The sequence below is a fragment of the Enterobacter asburiae genome, assembly GCF_024599655.1.
Taxonomy (GTDB): domain Bacteria; phylum Pseudomonadota; class Gammaproteobacteria; order Enterobacterales; family Enterobacteriaceae; genus Enterobacter; species Enterobacter asburiae_D.
The window spans coordinates 2,862,905-2,879,597 of sequence record NZ_CP102247.1 but is presented as its reverse complement, the minus strand read 5'-3'; the positions used below and the strand labels follow the sequence as shown (position 1 = coordinate 2,879,597).

At 55.5% G+C, this 16,693-nt stretch carries 17 protein-coding genes and 2 tRNA genes; 6 read left to right on the top strand and 13 right to left on the bottom strand.

Features of this window, described 5'->3' with window-relative positions; all coding sequences use genetic code 11:
* The first annotated feature begins 2 nt into the window (after positions 1-2).
* Positions 3-638 carry a carbonic anhydrase gene (locus NQ230_RS13645; protein WP_023335425.1) on the top strand — a complete coding sequence of 212 codons (636 nt, stop codon included), beginning with the start codon at positions 3-5 and terminating at the stop codon, positions 636-638.
* Positions 639-666: 28 nt separating this feature from the next.
* Here the strand turns inward: NQ230_RS13645 and NQ230_RS13640 are convergent, their stop codons facing one another.
* The 4 genes from NQ230_RS13640 to mdtK form a co-directional block, all read right to left on the bottom strand.
* Complete coding sequence (locus tag NQ230_RS13640; RefSeq protein ID WP_257257999.1) at positions 667-2,262, bottom strand: FAD-NAD(P)-binding protein; 1,596 nt, start codon at positions 2,260-2,262, stop codon at positions 667-669.
* A 118-nt stretch (positions 2,263-2,380) separates the two neighbouring features.
* Positions 2,381-2,457 (bottom strand) — tRNA-Val (locus tag NQ230_RS13635).
* Positions 2,458-2,461: 4 nt separating this feature from the next.
* Positions 2,462-2,538, bottom strand: a tRNA-Val gene (locus NQ230_RS13630).
* Between the two features lie 153 nt (positions 2,539-2,691).
* Entirely contained in the window at positions 2,692-4,065 is a 1,374-nt protein-coding gene (gene mdtK, locus NQ230_RS13625; RefSeq protein WP_121423481.1) for an MdtK family multidrug efflux MATE transporter, read from the bottom strand.
* A 225-nt stretch (positions 4,066-4,290) separates the two neighbouring features.
* Here mdtK and NQ230_RS13620 point away from each other — a divergent pair, with 225 nt between their 5' ends.
* Positions 4,291-4,935, top strand: a complete 645-nt coding sequence (locus NQ230_RS13620; protein ID WP_023311347.1) for a riboflavin synthase — start codon at positions 4,291-4,293, stop codon at positions 4,933-4,935.
* 30 nt (positions 4,936-4,965) lie between these two features.
* Here the strand turns inward: NQ230_RS13620 and cfa are convergent, their stop codons facing one another.
* Together cfa and punC are read right to left on the bottom strand one after the other, a co-directional pair.
* Positions 4,966-6,114, bottom strand: coding sequence for a cyclopropane fatty acyl phospholipid synthase (gene cfa / locus NQ230_RS13615; RefSeq protein WP_148243094.1), 1,149 nt, complete (start codon positions 6,112-6,114; stop codon positions 4,966-4,968).
* 298 nt (positions 6,115-6,412) lie between these two features.
* Complete coding sequence (gene punC, locus NQ230_RS13610) at positions 6,413-7,612, bottom strand: purine nucleoside transporter PunC (protein ID WP_257257998.1); 1,200 nt, start codon at positions 7,610-7,612, stop codon at positions 6,413-6,415.
* A 114-nt stretch (positions 7,613-7,726) separates the two neighbouring features.
* Between punC and punR the strand changes: the two genes are divergently transcribed.
* Positions 7,727-8,638 carry a DNA-binding transcriptional activator PunR gene (gene punR / locus NQ230_RS13605; RefSeq protein ID WP_257257997.1) on the top strand — a complete coding sequence of 304 codons (912 nt, stop codon included), beginning with the start codon at positions 7,727-7,729 and terminating at the stop codon, positions 8,636-8,638.
* 17 nt (positions 8,639-8,655) lie between these two features.
* Here punR and purR read toward each other — a convergent pair whose 3' ends face one another.
* Positions 8,656-9,681: an HTH-type transcriptional repressor PurR gene (gene purR / locus NQ230_RS13600; protein ID WP_023335431.1), complete on the bottom strand. Its 1,026-nt coding sequence runs from the start codon at positions 9,679-9,681 to the stop codon at positions 8,656-8,658.
* Positions 9,682-9,978: 297 nt separating this feature from the next.
* Between purR and cydH the strand changes: the two genes are divergently transcribed.
* Together cydH and NQ230_RS13590 are read left to right on the top strand one after the other, a co-directional pair.
* Positions 9,979-10,068 (top strand): cytochrome bd-I oxidase subunit CydH, encoded by a 90-nt coding sequence (gene cydH, locus NQ230_RS13595; protein WP_008500596.1) that lies wholly within the window; start codon positions 9,979-9,981, stop codon positions 10,066-10,068.
* 163 nt (positions 10,069-10,231) lie between these two features.
* Complete coding sequence (locus tag NQ230_RS13590; protein WP_257257996.1) at positions 10,232-11,398, top strand: MFS transporter; 1,167 nt, start codon at positions 10,232-10,234, stop codon at positions 11,396-11,398.
* Between the two features lie 38 nt (positions 11,399-11,436).
* Here NQ230_RS13590 and sodB read toward each other — a convergent pair whose 3' ends face one another.
* A complete protein-coding gene (gene sodB / locus NQ230_RS13585) occupies positions 11,437-12,018 on the bottom strand; it encodes a superoxide dismutase [Fe] (RefSeq protein WP_193939868.1) in 582 nt (193 codons plus the stop codon).
* Positions 12,019-12,140: 122 nt separating this feature from the next.
* Positions 12,141-12,914, bottom strand: a complete 774-nt coding sequence (locus tag NQ230_RS13580; RefSeq protein ID WP_257257995.1) for a C40 family peptidase — start codon at positions 12,912-12,914, stop codon at positions 12,141-12,143.
* Positions 12,915-13,252: 338 nt separating this feature from the next.
* Between NQ230_RS13580 and grxD the strand changes: the two genes are divergently transcribed.
* Positions 13,253-13,600: a monothiol glutaredoxin 4 gene (grxD, locus tag NQ230_RS13575; protein ID WP_003832760.1), complete on the top strand. Its 348-nt coding sequence runs from the start codon at positions 13,253-13,255 to the stop codon at positions 13,598-13,600.
* A gap of 76 nt (positions 13,601-13,676) precedes the next feature.
* Here the strand turns inward: grxD and rnt are convergent, their stop codons facing one another.
* The 4 genes from rnt to NQ230_RS13555 form a co-directional block, all read right to left on the bottom strand.
* Positions 13,677-14,336 carry a ribonuclease T gene (gene rnt / locus NQ230_RS13570; protein WP_257257994.1) on the bottom strand — a complete coding sequence of 220 codons (660 nt, stop codon included), beginning with the start codon at positions 14,334-14,336 and terminating at the stop codon, positions 13,677-13,679.
* A 95-nt stretch (positions 14,337-14,431) separates the two neighbouring features.
* Positions 14,432-14,839: a lactoylglutathione lyase gene (gene gloA / locus NQ230_RS13565; protein ID WP_013096923.1), complete on the bottom strand. Its 408-nt coding sequence runs from the start codon at positions 14,837-14,839 to the stop codon at positions 14,432-14,434.
* A 100-nt stretch (positions 14,840-14,939) separates the two neighbouring features.
* The gene (locus NQ230_RS13560; RefSeq protein WP_045353833.1) at positions 14,940-16,037 is read right to left on the bottom strand and encodes an alkene reductase; all 1,098 of its coding nucleotides are present in this window, start codon (positions 16,035-16,037) and stop codon (positions 14,940-14,942) included.
* 53 nt (positions 16,038-16,090) lie between these two features.
* The gene (locus tag NQ230_RS13555; protein WP_257257993.1) at positions 16,091-16,690 is read right to left on the bottom strand and encodes a TetR/AcrR family transcriptional regulator; all 600 of its coding nucleotides are present in this window, start codon (positions 16,688-16,690) and stop codon (positions 16,091-16,093) included.
* Positions 16,691-16,693 lie beyond the last annotated feature (3 nt).

The window sequence follows — 16,693 nt, the reverse complement described above, 5'->3', positions numbered from 1 at the left end:
CTATGCAACATATCATTGAAGGTTTTCTCAGCTTTCAAAAAGAGATTTTCCCGCAACGTAAAGAACTCTTCCGCAGTTTAGCGTCCAGCCAGAATCCCAAAGCGCTGTTCATCTCATGCTCCGACAGCCGTCTGGTCCCGGAACTGGTCACCCAGCAGGAGCCAGGACAACTCTTTGTCATTCGTAATGCTGGCAACATCGTGCCGCCGTTCGGGCCGGAGCCTGGCGGCGTGTCCGCCACCATCGAATACGCCGTGGTGGCGCTGGGCGTCACGGATATCGTGATTTGCGGTCACTCCAACTGTGGCGCGATGAAGGCGATTGCCGATAACGCGAACCTGGAGCCGATGCCTGCTGTGTCACACTGGCTGCGCTATTCCGACGCGGCGAAAGCCGTGGTTGAGAAGAAAACCTGGGATAAGCCGATCGATAAAGTCAATGCGATGGTGCAGGAGAACGTGTTTGCGCAGCTGAGCAACATTAAGACCCATCCGTCCGTCGCGGTGGGCCTGCGTAATAACTCTATCCGACTGCACGGCTGGGTGTACGACATTGAAAGCGGCAAAATTCTTGCCCTGGATAAAGAGACGAAAACCTTCGTTTCGCTGTCTGAAAACCCGGAAGTCTTCTTCGAGTAATCCGCGACAGCAGGGCATGGACGCCCTGTCAGTTCTCAAGATACGGTAATCTGCGCCGCGATCCGGTCGCGGGTTTTTCCGCCGCCTTCGCCATTGCTTGTGCAATCTCTGCACACTCCGCCAGCCCCTGAACGAAGGGACGATCGTGCATCAGCCACGGTATCGCGCCGAAGGCGATGCGCCCGCGAACGGTGTCAGGCGCTTTTAAGGTGTAATCCTCGCCGACGTCGGGTATCTCTTCGCCCGTGGCTTCCAGCTGTTTGCGCAGCGTCGGGAAGGGCAGATCTTTCGTTTTGAGCGGCTTTTGCCCGCGCGCATCAATAAAAACGTCGAAGCGGTAAACGGTCTCTTTTGTGGTTATCACCGTTCGATCGCTGCCAACATCCAGCTCGTAATCGTCACCGAGCGCAGCCACGCTAATGATGTCGGCTTCGCGAAGCGCGAGCAGCCTTCGGATCGACTGCGGGGGAATGGCCGCATAGTTGTCGATAAATACCCGGGCCAGGCCTTGCTTAAAGCGCTCTCTGTCCTCTTCGTCGAGGTGGGGGACAATCTCCTGAACCACCTCATGCAGCCGAAGGACGGTATAGCGCCAGGCCACGGTGCGCCGTTCGCGTTTGTTCCGCTCAACTTCGTTGAGATTCTCCTCCGCCCAGGTAAACGGACCGTGCAGTTTACGATCCTCAAACCAGGCCTCACGGATGCTGTCCGCATTCTGCTTATGCAGCGATATTTTCTCGCACCACGTCGGGTCAGCGAGCTGAAGCTCTTTGACCATCAGGGTAAAGATGCGGTCGAGCAGGCCATACGACCCTTTGGCAATCTCGCTTTCAGCCGCGCGTTCGGTCAATACCGACAACGGTTCGTAGGGGATAGGGCAGTAAAAATCGGCTTCCGGCAGGATGCCCGTCCTGGACATCAGGACAATGTTTAATGCTTCGCTGCCTTTATCCAGCACGAATTTATCGTCGCGAAACGCACCGTGCTGCATCACTACCGCCATGGCCGCGTCGAGACCGCTTAACGATGTCCCCATAATACCGACGCGGCAGGGAGGAATACGGGCGTCCATCAGACCGGACCAAGGGCTTGGGAAGAACGTGCGCGTGGCTTCATCCTCTTCTGGCCAGACGTGGCCGGTGGCGATAACCGCAAGGTCGAATTGATCGGGCAAGACGCTGCCGTTTACGGAAAGCGTAACGCCGGTTGTCGCGGTAATGATGTCAGTCACCTTCGCAGATTCATGGACATCAACGTTGAATCCCAGCCTTTTTGCCTCTTTTACGATGGAAAGAAAGCTGTCGCGGAAATACTCACCCAGCAGGAGTCGGGGCAGGAACTGCCGGTCATGCAGGCGGGCTTTATCCACCTTAAAGCGTGCAAGATGGGCGTCACTCTGGCCCTTAAGCCAGTCGAGGTAAGTCATAAAAATGGGCGGGATTTCAATGCTCGCAATGTTCGCCAGCATCAGACGAGAGTTATCGTCGTCGTTATAGGGCATACCCACGCCAGCGTCTTCGGATTGTTCAAAGATGGAAACTGAGAGCGGCGTGCTGTTTTTAAGGAGATGATAAAAAGTATAAATCCCTGTGGGGCCGGAGCCGATAATCGCGATTTTCTTCATCGACGGTCTTCCTGTTTTTTTTCCATAGGAAAAGCGTAGCAGGAGAATAATGATGAAAATAAGGGATTAGGAAAATTCAGGATATCAGAAGAGGATTTGCACCATTTCAGGACTGAAATGGTGCGTCCGAGTGGACTCGAACCACCGACCCCCACCATGTCAAGGTGGTGCTCTAACCAACTGAGCTACGGACGCAGAATGGTGCGTTCAATTGGACTCGAACCAACGACCCCCACCATGTCAAGGTGGTGCTCTAACCAACTGAGCTATGAACGCAACGTGTTGTCGGTGACAACGGGGACGAATATTAGCGGCACAGCACCGAGGTGGCAAGAGGGAAAATGCATTTTTCTCTCTGATTTCACGCGATTGCTTCATTACCGCGCAAAGTGAAGAGAAAGTAGCCGCCGGGCGGCGGCTACTGCGTCGTTAACGTGCAGCGCGCTGCAAAATGATCGTTGATGGCTGGCGTTGCAGGAAGCGCATTCGCATCATCATCATAATCGCCGCCGACGTCAGGCCGATGATAAAGCCCATCCAGAACCCTGCCGGACCCATGCGATCCACCACCAGATCGGTAAGCGCCAGGATATAGCCAGCCGGCAGTCCCAGCACCCAGTAGGCAATGAAGGTGATAAAGAAGATGGAGCGCGTGTCTTTATATCCGCGCAGCACGCCGCTGCCAATCACCTGGATGGAGTCAGAGATCTGGTAAATCGCGGCCAGCAGCATCAGGTGCGAGGCCAGCGTCACCACTTCCGGATTGTCGTTGTAGAGCAGGGCGATCTGCTCCCGCAGTGCCACGGTAAAGAGCGCCGTACAGACAGCCATGCAGACGCCGACGCCCAGCCCGGTCCGGGCGGCCGTTTGCGCATCCAGCGTTGAGCCCTGGCCCAGGCGGAAGCCCACGCGGATCGTCACCGCCGCCGCCAGGGACATCGGCAGGACGAACATCAGGGAGCTGAAGTTCAGCGCAATCTGGTGCCCGGCCACGTTCACAATGCCCAGCGGGGAGACCAGCAGAGCGACCACGGCAAACAGGGTCACCTCAAAGAACAGGGCGAGGGCAATTGGCAACCCTAACTGCACCAGACGCGTCATGATGCTCCAGTCCGGCGTGCTAAATCTGTTCTCGTTGCGAATATCGCGCATGGAACGGGCGTGTTTTACATAGGTGATCATCGCGAAAAACATCACCCAGTAAACGGCTGCCGTCGCCACGCCGCAGCCGACGCCGCCCAGCTCCGGCATCCCGAAGTGACCGTAAATAAAGATATAGTTCACTGGAATATTGACCAGCAGGCCGATAAAGCCCATCACCATCCCGGGCTTGGTTTTCGCCAGGCCCTCACACTGGTTACGCGCCACCTGGAAAAAGAGGTAGCCGGGCGCACCCCAGAGCAGGGCGCGCAGATAGCCCACGGCTTTATCAGCCAGTGCCGGGTCAATGTTATGCATAGCGCGAATGATATGGCCCGCGTTCCAGAGCACAACCATGATCAGCACGGAGACAAACCCTGCCAGCCAGAAACCCTGACGAACCTGGTGGGCAATGCGCTCGCGACGACCCGAGCCATTGAGCTGAGCGATAACAGGCGTGAGCGCGAGCAGCAGACCGTGGCCGAACAGGATGGCCGGAAGCCAGATTGACGTGCCGATAGCAACGGCCGCCATATCGGTGGCGCTGTAGCCACCTGCCATTACCGTATCCACAAATCCCATTGCGGTCTGGGCCACTTGCGCGACGATCACTGGTATAGCCAGTGCCAATAACTGGCGCGCTTCATTCATGTACTTCTGCACGTGAACACCTTTATTTTGTAGTTATTTGAGAGACTAAAAAAGCCGCCGAAACGGGCAGCAAGAAGAAAATGCAGGGGGGTGCCAGCTATTGTAGCGGGCTTTAGCTATTTATCTAGTGAAAAAATCGCCAGAAAATGCGCTCCGCTGGCAACCTGTTTTTCCAACTGTTATTGTGGTGGGATTAAACGGTGTCACCACCGTCCGGAAAAAACAGGAGTTGTAAGCATGTTTACTGGTATTGTGCAGGGCACCGCCAAAGTGGTGTCCATTGATGAAAAACCTAATTTCCGTACTCATGTTGTTGAGCTGCCGGAATATATGCTTGAGGGCATTGAAACCGGCGCGTCGATCGCCCATAACGGCTGCTGCCTGACCGTTACCGAAATTAACGGCAATCAGATTAGCTTTGATTTAATGAAAGAGACGCTGCGCATCACCAACCTGGGCGAGCTGGCGGTGGGAGATACCGTCAACGTTGAGCGTGCGGCGAAGTTCAGCGATGAGATTGGCGGCCACCTGATGTCCGGGCACATCATGACCACCGCTGAAGTGGCGAAAATTGTGACCTCGGAAAATAACCGTCAAATCTGGTTTAAAATGCAGGATCCTTCATTAATGAAATACATCCTCTATAAAGGATTTATTGGCATCGATGGGATTAGCCTGACGGTGGGTGAAGTAACGCCCACGCGTTTTTGCGTACATTTAATTCCTGAAACGCTGCAGCGCACCACGCTGGGTGCGAAAAAACTGGGACACCGCGTGAATATTGAAATCGATCCGCAAACCCAGGCGGTGGTGGATACGGTTGAGCGCGTGCTGGCAGCAAAAGAAGCGGCAATAATAAAGACCGCCGCAGAAGAAGAATAAAAAATAACCCCGGGCTACCGGGGTTATTTTTCAGCGTGCGACACGGAGTCCGTGTTCAATCCCACGGCTGAATACCACCTGCCAGAGCTGAATATCCCGTGCGCGAAACGCCCCCGCGCAGGCATTCAGATAATAGCTAAACATCCGCTTGAATCGTTCAGAATAGTTGTCCGCAATCTCAGGCCAGGTCTCCTGAAAACGCGCGTGCCATGCCATCAACGTGGTGTCGTAATCCGCGCCAAAGTTATGCCAGTCTTCCATCACGAAATGGGGTTCACTGGCGTTGGCAATCTGGCGAACGGACGGTAAACAGCCATTCGGAAAGATGTACTTGTTGATCCACGGGTCAACGTTATTGTCGGTCCGCTTAGAGCCAATGGTGTGCAGCAGGAAGATGCCGTCCGGTTTCAGATTACGATCCACCACCTCAAAATAGGTATCGTAGTTTTTCGGCCCGACGTGCTCGAACATGCCGACGGAAACGATTCGGTCAAACTGTTCGTTCAGGTCACGGTAGTCCTGCAGCCGGATATCGACATCGAGACCCTGGCAGCGCTCTCGCGCCATTTTTTGCTGTTCCGCTGAAATCGTCACGCCGACGACGCTGACGCCATAGTGCTTCGCCATAAAATACGCCAGCCCGCCCCAGCCGCAGCCGATATCCAGCACGCGCATACCAGGCTGAAGCTGCAGCTTCTCGCTAATCAGACGCAGCTTGGCCTGCTGAGCCTCTTCAAGCGTCGACGCGTCTTTCCAGTAGGCGCAGGAGTACTGCATGAAAGGGTCCAGCATACGGCTGAACAGGTCATTGCCAAGATCGTAGTGTTCTTTGCCAACGATCCACGCGCGTTTTTTACTTTGCAGATTGAACAGTCGGGCAGAGGCGACACGCAGGGTGTCTTTCAGATTGCGAGGGAGTTGATTTTCAAGACCGGCACGCAGCACGCTGGCGAAAAAGGTATCCAGACGTTCGCACTCCCACCAGCCGTCCATATAGCTTTCTCCCAGGCCTAACGATCCCTCTCGCAACACGCGTTTAAAAAAGTCGGGATGTTTAACCTGAGGATCGGACGGCGATGACCCATTGATAGTGATGCCTGCTCGACCTAACAGTTCACTGACGATCCGGGACCAGTTATCGTCCGGAACGCTGACTTCTTCTATACACGATGAACTCATAGCTTCTCCATCACCCTACTGTGATCAGAACCTTAAAACAGCGTAGACGCTTTTTTTGGTTTGTGAGAAATCTCACGGTAAATACCGCGAGGCTAATATCCGACGTAGAACAGAGGAAGGGAGATAACCCTTGCCGAAATGCCTTCCATGGTAAAACGGGAGCGCTCCGGCTCCCGTTAACACTTAATATTTATCGTATTTAATCGAACCAAATTTAGTATAGGCCTCAAAATTTGGTGATTCAATAGAAAATTCTTAGCAACCTAATCACTGAAAATTAACATGATTTCCGGCGCGATTATGCATGCGACGTTTCAACCTGAGTGCGGTTGTCCTGCTCGCGCTGCGCGGCTGCCTGCAGGCGATAGCCCATCACCGCCAGCGCAACGGTGACCAGCATTACGCTGGTGGTGGTCAGGAGCGGCGTGGCAATCAGCGCCGAGACCACCAGGCTTGCCAGGAAGCACAGCCCCAGCTGCAGGGTGTTCTGCAGCGCGGCGGCGCGGCCCGTCGCCTGCGGGAACGGACGCAGCGCCTGGGCTACGACAATCGGGTAAATCGCCCCGTTCGCAACGGCCATCACGCAGAATGGGATCAAAATTTCAGCCAGACCGGCACCCGGAATAAAGCCAACGGCCCAGGTCCCGATGACGCTCAGCGCATACAGCACCAGCAGCCACGGCAGCATCTGCTGACCTTCCCACTTCTGAAGCGCCGCGCGGCAGCCGTACCCGCCCACCAGGAACGCGATAGTCTGCGGAACATAGCTCAGGCCGATGGCTGCCGGGCTGTAGCCCATATCGTGCAGAATGAACGGCGAACCGGTGAGCCACGCGAAGAAGCTTGCCGAGCAGGCGGCATAGATCAGGACATTGCCGCGATACGCTTTGGTGCTGAGCAGGGACGTGAAGGTAATCGGCTTCGCGTCAGCATGCGCTTCTTTTTTATGCGCGGGCTTGAGGGCGAACGCCGGCAGCATCAGTACCAGGGTAATGGCAAACAGCGTGGCGAAGATGGCCTGCCAGTCGAAATGCGCGAGGATCCAGCTGCCCAGCAGGGGAGCGAGGGCAGGTGAGAGACCCACCAGCGGCATAATGGTGGCGAAAATACGGTTAGTGCGGTTAGCCGGGTAATAGTCGGTGACCAGCGCCTGCCAGGTCACGGCCGCGGCACAGACGCCCACGGCCTGAATAAAACGCAGCACCAGCAGCCAGGTGGCATCGCGTACCCATAACATCCCCAGGCAGCCCACGGCAAAAATGGCCAGGCCCAGCAGCAGTACCGGTTTACGACCGAAGCGATCCGAGAGCGGTCCCCAGAGAAGCTGTGCGAAAGCAAAACCGGCGAGGAATAAACTCAGGCTGGCGCTGATGGCGGCAGCCGGGGTTTGCAAATCTTCCTGCATGGCGGCAAACGCCGGCAGGTACATATCGGTGGCCAAAAAGCCCAGCACGCTTAAGCCGCCGAGCCAGACTAAAAAACCGTTCCTGGGTTGCATTATTTTATTCTCCTGAGGAGGCAGGTATACATTGGCGCTGAGTGTAGGGAGTGCAAAGCCGCTTGTGAAACGCTAATATTTGGCGGGTGCATTCAAATTTTTTGCAGGCAGAAAATGTGGTCAGATTATTCTCTTGAAGTGGTCGATGCTGTTGCGCGTAACGGTAGCTTTAGCAGTGCGGCGCAGGAGCTGCACCGCGTCCCTTCGGCAATCAGCTACACGGTGCGTCAGCTGGAGGAGTGGCTGGCTGTTCCGCTGTTTGAACGGCGGCATCGTGATGTGGAATTAACGCCCGCAGGCGCGTGGTTTTTGAAGGAAGGGCGTTCTGTTATCAAAAAAATGCAGATCACCCGCGAACAGTGTCAGCAGATCGCTAACGGCTGGCGGGGGCATCTTTCCATCGCGGTGGACAACATCGTTAAGCCGGAACGCACCCGGCAGATGATCGTCGACTTCTATCGTCATTTTTCGGATGTCGAACTGCGGGTTTCGCAGGAGGTGTTCAACGGCGTCTGGGATGCGCTGGCGGACGGCAGGGCAGAGATGGCGATCGGGGCCACGCAGGCGATCCCGGTCGGGGGGCGTTACGCTTTTCGCGATATGGGGATGCTGAGCTGGAAGTGCGTGGTGGCAAGCGATCATCCGCTGGCGGCGATGGAAGGGCCGCTGAGCGATGATACGCTGCGCAACTGGCCGTCGCTGGTGCTGGAGGATACGTCCCGTTCATTGCCCAAGCGTATCACCTGGCTTCTGGACAACCAGCGGCGGGTAGTGGCCCCCGACTGGGAATCGTCGGCGACGTGTCTCAGTGCCGGACTGTGCGTCGCAATGGTGCCCGTTCATTTCGCGCGTCCGCGCATCGATACCGGGGAGTGGGTTGAGCTGACGCTGGAGAATCCGTTCCCGGATGCGGCCTGCTGCCTCACCTGGCAGCAAAATGATGTCTCGCCTGCGATGGCCTGGCTGCTGGATTATCTGGGAGACAGCGAAACGCTAAACCGGGAATGGTTACGGGAGCCAGCGTAGCTGGCCCCGTAAAGCGATTAACGACGGTAGTCGCGGAACGGACCGTCCGCAACGGAACGGCGTTCGATAAGACGCGGGTGAACTTCAATGGACTGCGACTCTTCACGCTTGTTGACGATCCTGTCCATCAGCATATTGAAGGCCGTTTCGCCCAGCGAATCTTTCGGCTGGTGAATGGTGGTCAGCGCTGGCGTGAAGAAACGCGCGTTACGCACGTTGTCATACCCGATCACAGAAATATCCTGCGGGACGCGCAGGCCCAGCTCGTCGGCAGCGCAGAGCGCACCCATCGCCATGATGTCGCCCCCGCAGAAAACGGCGGTCGGACGGTGCGGCTGGGAGACGATTTGCTGCATCGCGCGGTAGCCCGACTCCGGCTCAAAGTCACCCTGCACAATCCAGTTTTCCGGCACGTTGATCAGCGCTTCTTCCATCGCTTTCATAAAACCGGCCAGACGGCCCGCGCCGGTGTTGCGCTCCAGCGGACCGGGGATCACGCCAATCTCGCGGTGGCCGCGTTCGATCAGATAACGACCGGCCATATAGCCGCCTTCAAAGGCGTTATCGATAACGGAATCGGTGAAATCCGCGCGCGCTTCGCCCCAGTCCATCACCACCATCGGAATGTGGCGATACTCTTCGAGCATCGACAGCACGGATTCCGGGTACTCGGAACACATCACCAGCAGGCCATCAACGCGCTTTTGCGCCATCATCGACAGGTAGGCGCGCTGTTTTTCAATGCTGTTCCATGCGTTGCCCAGAATGAGGGTATAGCCTTTCTGGAAGCAGTTTTTTTCAACCGCTTCAATGATCTCGGCAAAATAGGCCGCTTCACTGCTGGTCGCCAGCAATCCAATGGACTTGGTGTGATTAACCTTGAGGCTACGCGCAACCGCGCTTGGCGAATAGTGCAGCTCTTTGATCGCTGCCCAGACGGCATTGCGCGTCTCTTCCGCCACGAAGCGGGTTTTGTTAATTACATGTGATACGGTTGTAGTGGAAACGTTTGCGCGTTTTGCTACGTCTTTAATTGTTGCCATTAAATGTCACTCCAGACCATATCCTAAACTCCTGAAAAACATGAAGGTAAACGTTTGCCTTCTCTCACCCTTATCTCGCAATGTTGAATTGCGGCACGCCGGGAAAACGACACGGGACGTCAGGAGGGGGTCAATGGCCGGTACGCTAATAAATTTAGCGTGGAATTTTGTCCTATCTTGATGAAAAGGGGAAGAGGTAAAGTGGTTATCAGTATAAATCCAGGAAGATTTTTGACGTAATCTGTGCAAAAATGAGCAAGCTCACTTTTCGTGTGGGGATTAAAAGGAGAAAAATTGATGAGTTCCGATCTTAAGTTTTCGCTGTTCACCACCGTTGTTGTGCTGGCTCTGATTGTCGCGGCCGGTCTGACGGCAGCGCTGCACTGATTTACGCGGAGGGAGAGCCTTCTCCCTCCCGACTCCCCGGATTGTTACTTCTCTGGCAAAAATCTTTTGCCATTTTGTTAACTTCTCATTTTTTGTGATTGATGTCATGCTTTCCGCTTCTTTGTTCTGTGTCACCACATGACACGGCATCCGGAGTTGACGCATGAAAATCAATTTTCCCCTGCTGGCCCTGGCGATTGGCGCTTTTGGGATTGGCACCACTGAATTCTCCCCGATGGGGTTACTGCCCGTTATTGCCCGGGGCGTAGACGTCTCGATCCCTGCGGCAGGCATGTTAATCAGCGCCTACGCTATCGGCGTGATGGTAGGGGCGCCGCTGATGACGCTTCTGCTTTCGCACCGCGCGCGCCGCAATGCGCTGATTTTCCTGATGGCGATCTTCACCCTGGGCAACGTGCTTTCGGCGATTGCGCCGGACTACACCACATTGATGCTGTCACGCATTCTGACCAGCCTTAACCACGGCGCGTTCTTTGGGCTGGGGTCGGTCGTGGCTGCCAGCGTGGTGCCAAAACATAAGCAGGCGAGCGCCGTGGCAACCATGTTTATGGGGCTAACGATTGCCAACATCGGCGGGGTGCCTGCGGCAACCTGGCTGGGGGAAGCGATCGGCTGGCGTATGTCCTTCCTGGCGACTGCCGGGCTGGGCGTGGTTGCGATGGTGGCGTTGTTCTTCTCCTTGCCGAAAGGCAGCGCGGGGGAACGTCCTGACGTGCGTAGAGAACTGTCGGTGCTGATGCGTCCGCAGGTGCTCTCCGCGCTGCTCACCACCGTGCTGGGGGCAGGGGCGATGTTTACCCTCTACACCTATATTTCACCGGTATTGCATGACATCACCCACGCAACGCCACTCTTTGTGACCGCGATGCTGGTGCTGATTGGCGTGGGCTTCTCGATCGGTAACTATCTCGGCGGGAAATTTGCCGACCGTTCCGTGAGCGGGACGCTGAAGGGCTTCTTAACCCTGCTGATTGTCATCATGATCGCCATTCCGTGGCTGGCGCGTAATGAGTTTGGGGTCGCGATCGCGATGGTCGTCTGGGGTGCTGCCACCTTTGCCGTGGTGCCGCCGCTGCAGATGCGCGTGATGCGCGTCGCGCATGAAGCGCCGGGCCTCTCATCTTCGGTCAACATCGGTGCCTTCAACCTGGGCAATGCGCTCGGTGCGGCGGCCGGTGGGGCCGTGATTTCAGGGGGACTGGGATACAGCTTTGTGCCGGTGATGGGGGCGATTATTGCCGCGCTCGGCCTGCTGCTGGTGATGATGTCGGGTCGTAAACAGCCTGAAGCAGCCTGCGCTGCGGAATAAACCAAAAACGCAGAAGGGCGAACCCTTCTGCGTGTCTCTTACGCGGCGAAGTTCTTCGCGACAAAGTCCCAGTTAACCAGTGCCCAGAAGTGCTCCAGGTAGTTCGGGCGCGCGTTGCGGTAATCAATGTAGTAAGCGTGTTCCCAAACGTCTACGGTCATCAGCGGCTTAGCGCTGGTGGTCAGCGGGGTGCCCGCGTTAGAGGTGGAAACGATAGCCAGTTTGCCATCCGCCTCTTTAACCAGCCACGTCCAGCCAGAACCGAAGTTCTTGATGGCTGCATCGGTAAATTTCGCTTTGAAATCCGCGAAGCTGCCAAATGCGGCAGTGATAGCGGTAGCCAGTTCACCGGCAGGTTCACCGCCGGCATTCGGCGCCAGGCAGTGCCAGTAGAAGGTGTGGTTCCACACCTGAGCGGCGTTGTTAAATACGCCACCCTCTGAGCTGCGAACGATCTCTTCCAGCGTTTTGCCTTCAAAATCGGTGCCCTTGATCAGATTGTTCAGGTTGGTGACGTACGTCTGGTGATGCTTGCCGTAATGATATTCCAGGGTTTCCGCCGAAATGTGCGGTGCCAGGGCGTCTTTTGCATACGGTAGTGCAGGTAATTCGAACGACATTGCTTCTCTCCTTATTGTATTTTGCGTTGCCAATAACCACACAGACAACAGGGACAGGATAGCAAATTGAAAGGTTATGCAAAAGAGGAACTTACCCCGCCACGAATGTGGCAGGGCAGGGGTTAGCGAATGGTTTTTGGCGTCATCACGCGACGCGCGCCGACGTAGTGGCGTACCCAGTAGTCTTCACTGAGAGAGGTGATCTGAATATCCTGGCCGCTACGCGGTGACTGGATGAATTTCCCGTTGCCGACATAGACGCCGACGTGGTCAGCCGTGCCGCGACCCTGGGTGCGGAAGAACACCAGATCGCCGTTTTCCAGCTCACCGCGGTCAACCGGAGAGGCATCGCGAAGGTGGTACATCTCATTGGCGGTACGAGGAATGCGGAATTTGACCAGATCTTTATAGGCGTAATAGACGAGGCCGCTGCAGTCAAAACCGGTACGCGGCGAGCTGCCACCCCAGTGATAGGGTTTGCCAATCTGCCCCATCAGTTTGTTCATCGCGGTTTTTTGCGCTTTCTGTACTCGCACTTTATGCACTTCCGCTATTTTCGTGACCTTCGTGCATTTCGCCTTGTGGCCTTTACGCGTGATGCATTTTTCAGTAACGAGGTTAGCGGCGGTTTGCGAAGCTTTATTTTTGGCGGAGTGGGCAGTGCGGGTAGGTTTTGTTTTCGTCTTGCTGGAAGCGGTCTGTTTCGTTTGAGCCGGTATTTTTTTCTTGTCGTTCTTAGCGGTGGTTTTTTTCTTACGTTCTGTGGCTTTCACCAGATGGTTTTTTTGTACAGCAGAATGCCGCGCCTGCTGAGAGGCGTTTGCCACTGGCGTGAAAGTGAGTGAAGTAAACAGTAAAGCACAGAGCGTGATCGAGATTTTATTTATCCGCGCCACTGGGCAGTCCCCTGATAAATGCAGGTTATCAATAATACCCGCGTGTGATTTACAAAGCCCGTCGATTCTAATCTATAAAAACCCAGAAAGTTAATAGCATTTTTCAATCTACAAGCGTGTTTCGTTAGCAAGTGCAAAAAAATTCATCGTTCTGTCGCACAATTGCCCACTCCCTAAGCAAAACCCTGACCGCCGCAGGGGTAAACACCATTTGCAATGCAACTTTTCGTGACTCGGGGTAGAATGTATAAACGTGACAAAAATGTTATTTTCCGATGCCAGTCTGACCCGCTACAATGTCAGACGAATGCCGTAACAGATGTTAAAGGAAGCAAGACATGAGCACCACTATTGAAAAAATCCAGCGCCAGATCGCTGAAAACCCGATTCTGCTGTATATGAAAGGTTCTCCGAAGCTGCCAAGCTGCGGCTTCTCCGCACAAGCGGTTCAGGCACTGTCAGCCTGTGGTGAGCGTTTTGCTTACGTTGATATCCTGCAGAACCCGGACATCCGCGCTGAGCTGCCAAAGTACGCTAACTGGCCGACTTTCCCACAGCTGTGGGTTGACGGTGAACTGGTAGGCGGCTGCGATATCCTGATTGAAATGTATCAGCGCGGCGAACTGCAGCAGCTGATCAAAGAGACGGCAGCGAAGTACAAAACTGAAGAGCCGGACGCAGAGTAATTTTCTGCTGAAATAAAAAAGCGACCCGCTATGTGGTCGCTTTTTTTTTTGTCGGGTGGCGCTGCGCTTACCCGACCTACGATTGGCGCTCGGCCTCATCACCCATCGGCAGCGGCCAGCCGCCCAGACGCTTCCAGCGGTTGACGATCTCACAGAACAGCTCTGCGGTGCGCTCCGTATCGTATAAAGCGGAATGTGCCTGCGTGCCGTCAAACTCAATTCCTGCCGTGATGCAGGCCTTTGATAACACCGTTTGTCCCAGGGCCAGGCCGCTCAGGGCGGCGGTGTCGAAGGTCACAAAAGGATGGAAGGGGTTGCGTTTAAGCGCGGCGCGCTCGGCGGCGGCCATGGTAAAGCTGTGATCGAAGGTGGCGTTATGGGCCACCATGATGGCGCGGCTGCAGTTACTCTCTTTCATGCCTTTACGCACCATTTTAAAAATGGCGTGCAGCGCATCATATTCACTCACTGCACCACGCAGCGGGTTATGCGGATCGATACCGTTAAACGCCAGCGCTTCCGGCTGTAAGTTTGCCCCTTCGAAAGGTTCAACGTGGAAATGCAGCGTGGTGTCCGGGATAAGCCAGCCCTGTTCATCCATCTTCAGCGTGATGGCGGCAATTTCGAGCAGCGCATCGGTTTTAGCGTTAAATCCGGCTGTTTCAACATCAATGACAACGGGATAAAAACCACGAAAACGGTCGCACAGACCGCTATATTGAGCGTTATCGGACATCAGGGTCTCTTACAAGGGGAAAAAGCAGAGCGCATTATGGCAAATTTTGCAGGGTGATGCAGTAAAACAACGGGCGCATGTTGCGCCCTGAGGGATCAGTTGCCCAGACCGCGACCCGCGTCTTTGGCTTCAATCAGCTCGATTTTGTAACCGTCCGGATCTTCCACGAACGCAATCACGGTGGTGCCGCCTTTTACCGGGCCCGCTTCGCGCGTAACGTTACCGCCGTTGCTGCGAATGCGCTCACACGCTTCGGCCGCGTTGTCCACTTCCAGCGCGATGTGGCCGTAGGCAGTGCCCAGCTCATAGCTGTCTACGCCCCAGTTGTAGGTCAGCTCGATCACCGCTTCATCCGTTTCCGGGCCGTAACCCACGAACGCCAGCGAGTATTTGTATTCCGGGTTTTCGCTGGTGCGCAGCAGCTTCATGCCCAGTACGTTAGTGTAGAAATCAATGGAACGTTGCAGATCGCCAACGCGCAGCATGGTGTGAAGTAGGCGCATAATTTCCTCATTAACCAATGAAATAGACTGTCTTTTTGAACAGAAACGATGTTTTAGTATAGCGGCGAAGTATCGCCGCTATCAATGAACAACGGCGAGATTACAGAGAAGGGTAGTCGGTGTAGCCTTCCGCGCCGCCGCCGTAGAAGCTTTCAGGGCGCTGCGGGTTCAGGGCCGCTTTTTTCTGCAGGCGGGCAACCAGATCCGGGTTGGCGATGTAGTCGCGGCCAAACGCGACGGCATCAATCAGCCCTTTGCCGATCAGGTCTTCGGCTTTCTCTGGGGTATAAGCCCCCGCGCCGATGATCACCCCGTGGAAACGCTCGCGCACTTTCTGACGGAATGCGTCCGTGTAAGGCTTACCGCCAGCCCAGTCCGGCTCGGACATGTGCAGATAGGCGATGCCACGTTTAGCCAGCTCTTCGATCAGGTACAGAGCATCAGCTTCTTCGTTCGGACCGTTGTCGACGTTCTGGAAAGAACCGATTGGGGAGACGCGGATCCCGATACGGTCCGGGCTCCACTCCTGGCATACAGCGTCAACCACTTCCAGCACCAGGCGAGCGCGGTTTTCAACGCTGCCGCCGTACTGGTCGGTGCGATGGTTAGACGACGGTGACAGGAACTGGTGCAGCAGATAGCCATGGGCGGAGTGCAGCTCAATCAGGTCAAAACCGGCTTCACGAGCGTTGGCCACGGCCTGGCGGAAGTCGTTCACGATACCCGGGATCTCGTCCAGCTCAAGCGCGCGCGGCATAGAGGTATCCACGCGGATCGCATTGCCGTTTTCATCACGCAGGGACGTACGGGTATTTGCGCTCAGGGCCGAAGCGGAGACCGGTGCCTGGCCGCCAGGCTGAATGCTGCTGTGAGAGATACGACCGGTATGCCACAGCTGGACCGCAATGCGACCCTCTTCAGCGTGAACGCCCGCGGTGATTTTCTTCCATGCGGCGATCTGTTCCGGGCTGTGAAGACCCGGCGCACCCGCATAACCCTTAGCCTGAGCAGAAATCTGCGTGGCTTCGGTGATGATCAGGCCAGAGCTTGCGCGCTGACGATAGTATTCACCCATCAGTGGGGTTGGGATGTCACCCGGCTCAATGCTGCGCAGACGGGTAAGCGGAGCCATAAACACGCGGTTTGGCGCAGTGACGGCACCCACTTTTAAGGGGGTAAATAATTTTTCAGCTGACATAAAGACTCCTGAGTAGACCAGTCGACTAGTAATAAGGTAAATAAAAACGCCTGCTATACGCCAGGCGCAGTAATACTGATTTTCACATGTGCCAGCGCGCTTTCCAGCGGCACGGCACTGCGCGAAATTTTTGCCTGCAGGTTAGCGCCTAGCCAGAGCGCATATAATACCTGCGCCTGGGTTAGCGGCTCGCCGGAAAAGGCCAGCGTTTTTTCATCGCGGCCTTTCTCCAGCGCCTGGGCCAGCAGGGCGATAACGCCGCGGGCACCTTTATCCATCGCCGTGCGCATATCTTCAGAAAGATCGCACACTTCTGCAGACAGCTTAACGGTCAGGCAACCGCTGATGATGCCCTGCTGACAGAACTGGTTCAGCGTTTCCTGATAGTAGTTCAGAACACGATCCCGGTAGTTGCCTTCACCCGATGCAAAGTGGGTCGCCAGACGCTGGTGGTAGCCAGCATAATGACGCTCCAGCATCGCCACGCCGAAGGCCTCTTTGGACCGAAAGTAGTGGTAAAACGACCCCTTCGGTACCTCAGCGGTTTTTAACAACTCGCTCAACCCCATACCGGTAAACCCGCGATGCATGCAAAGCTGCTCGCCGGTCGCCAGTAAATGTTCGCGGGTATCGTGTTCAGTATTTCTGCTCATGGC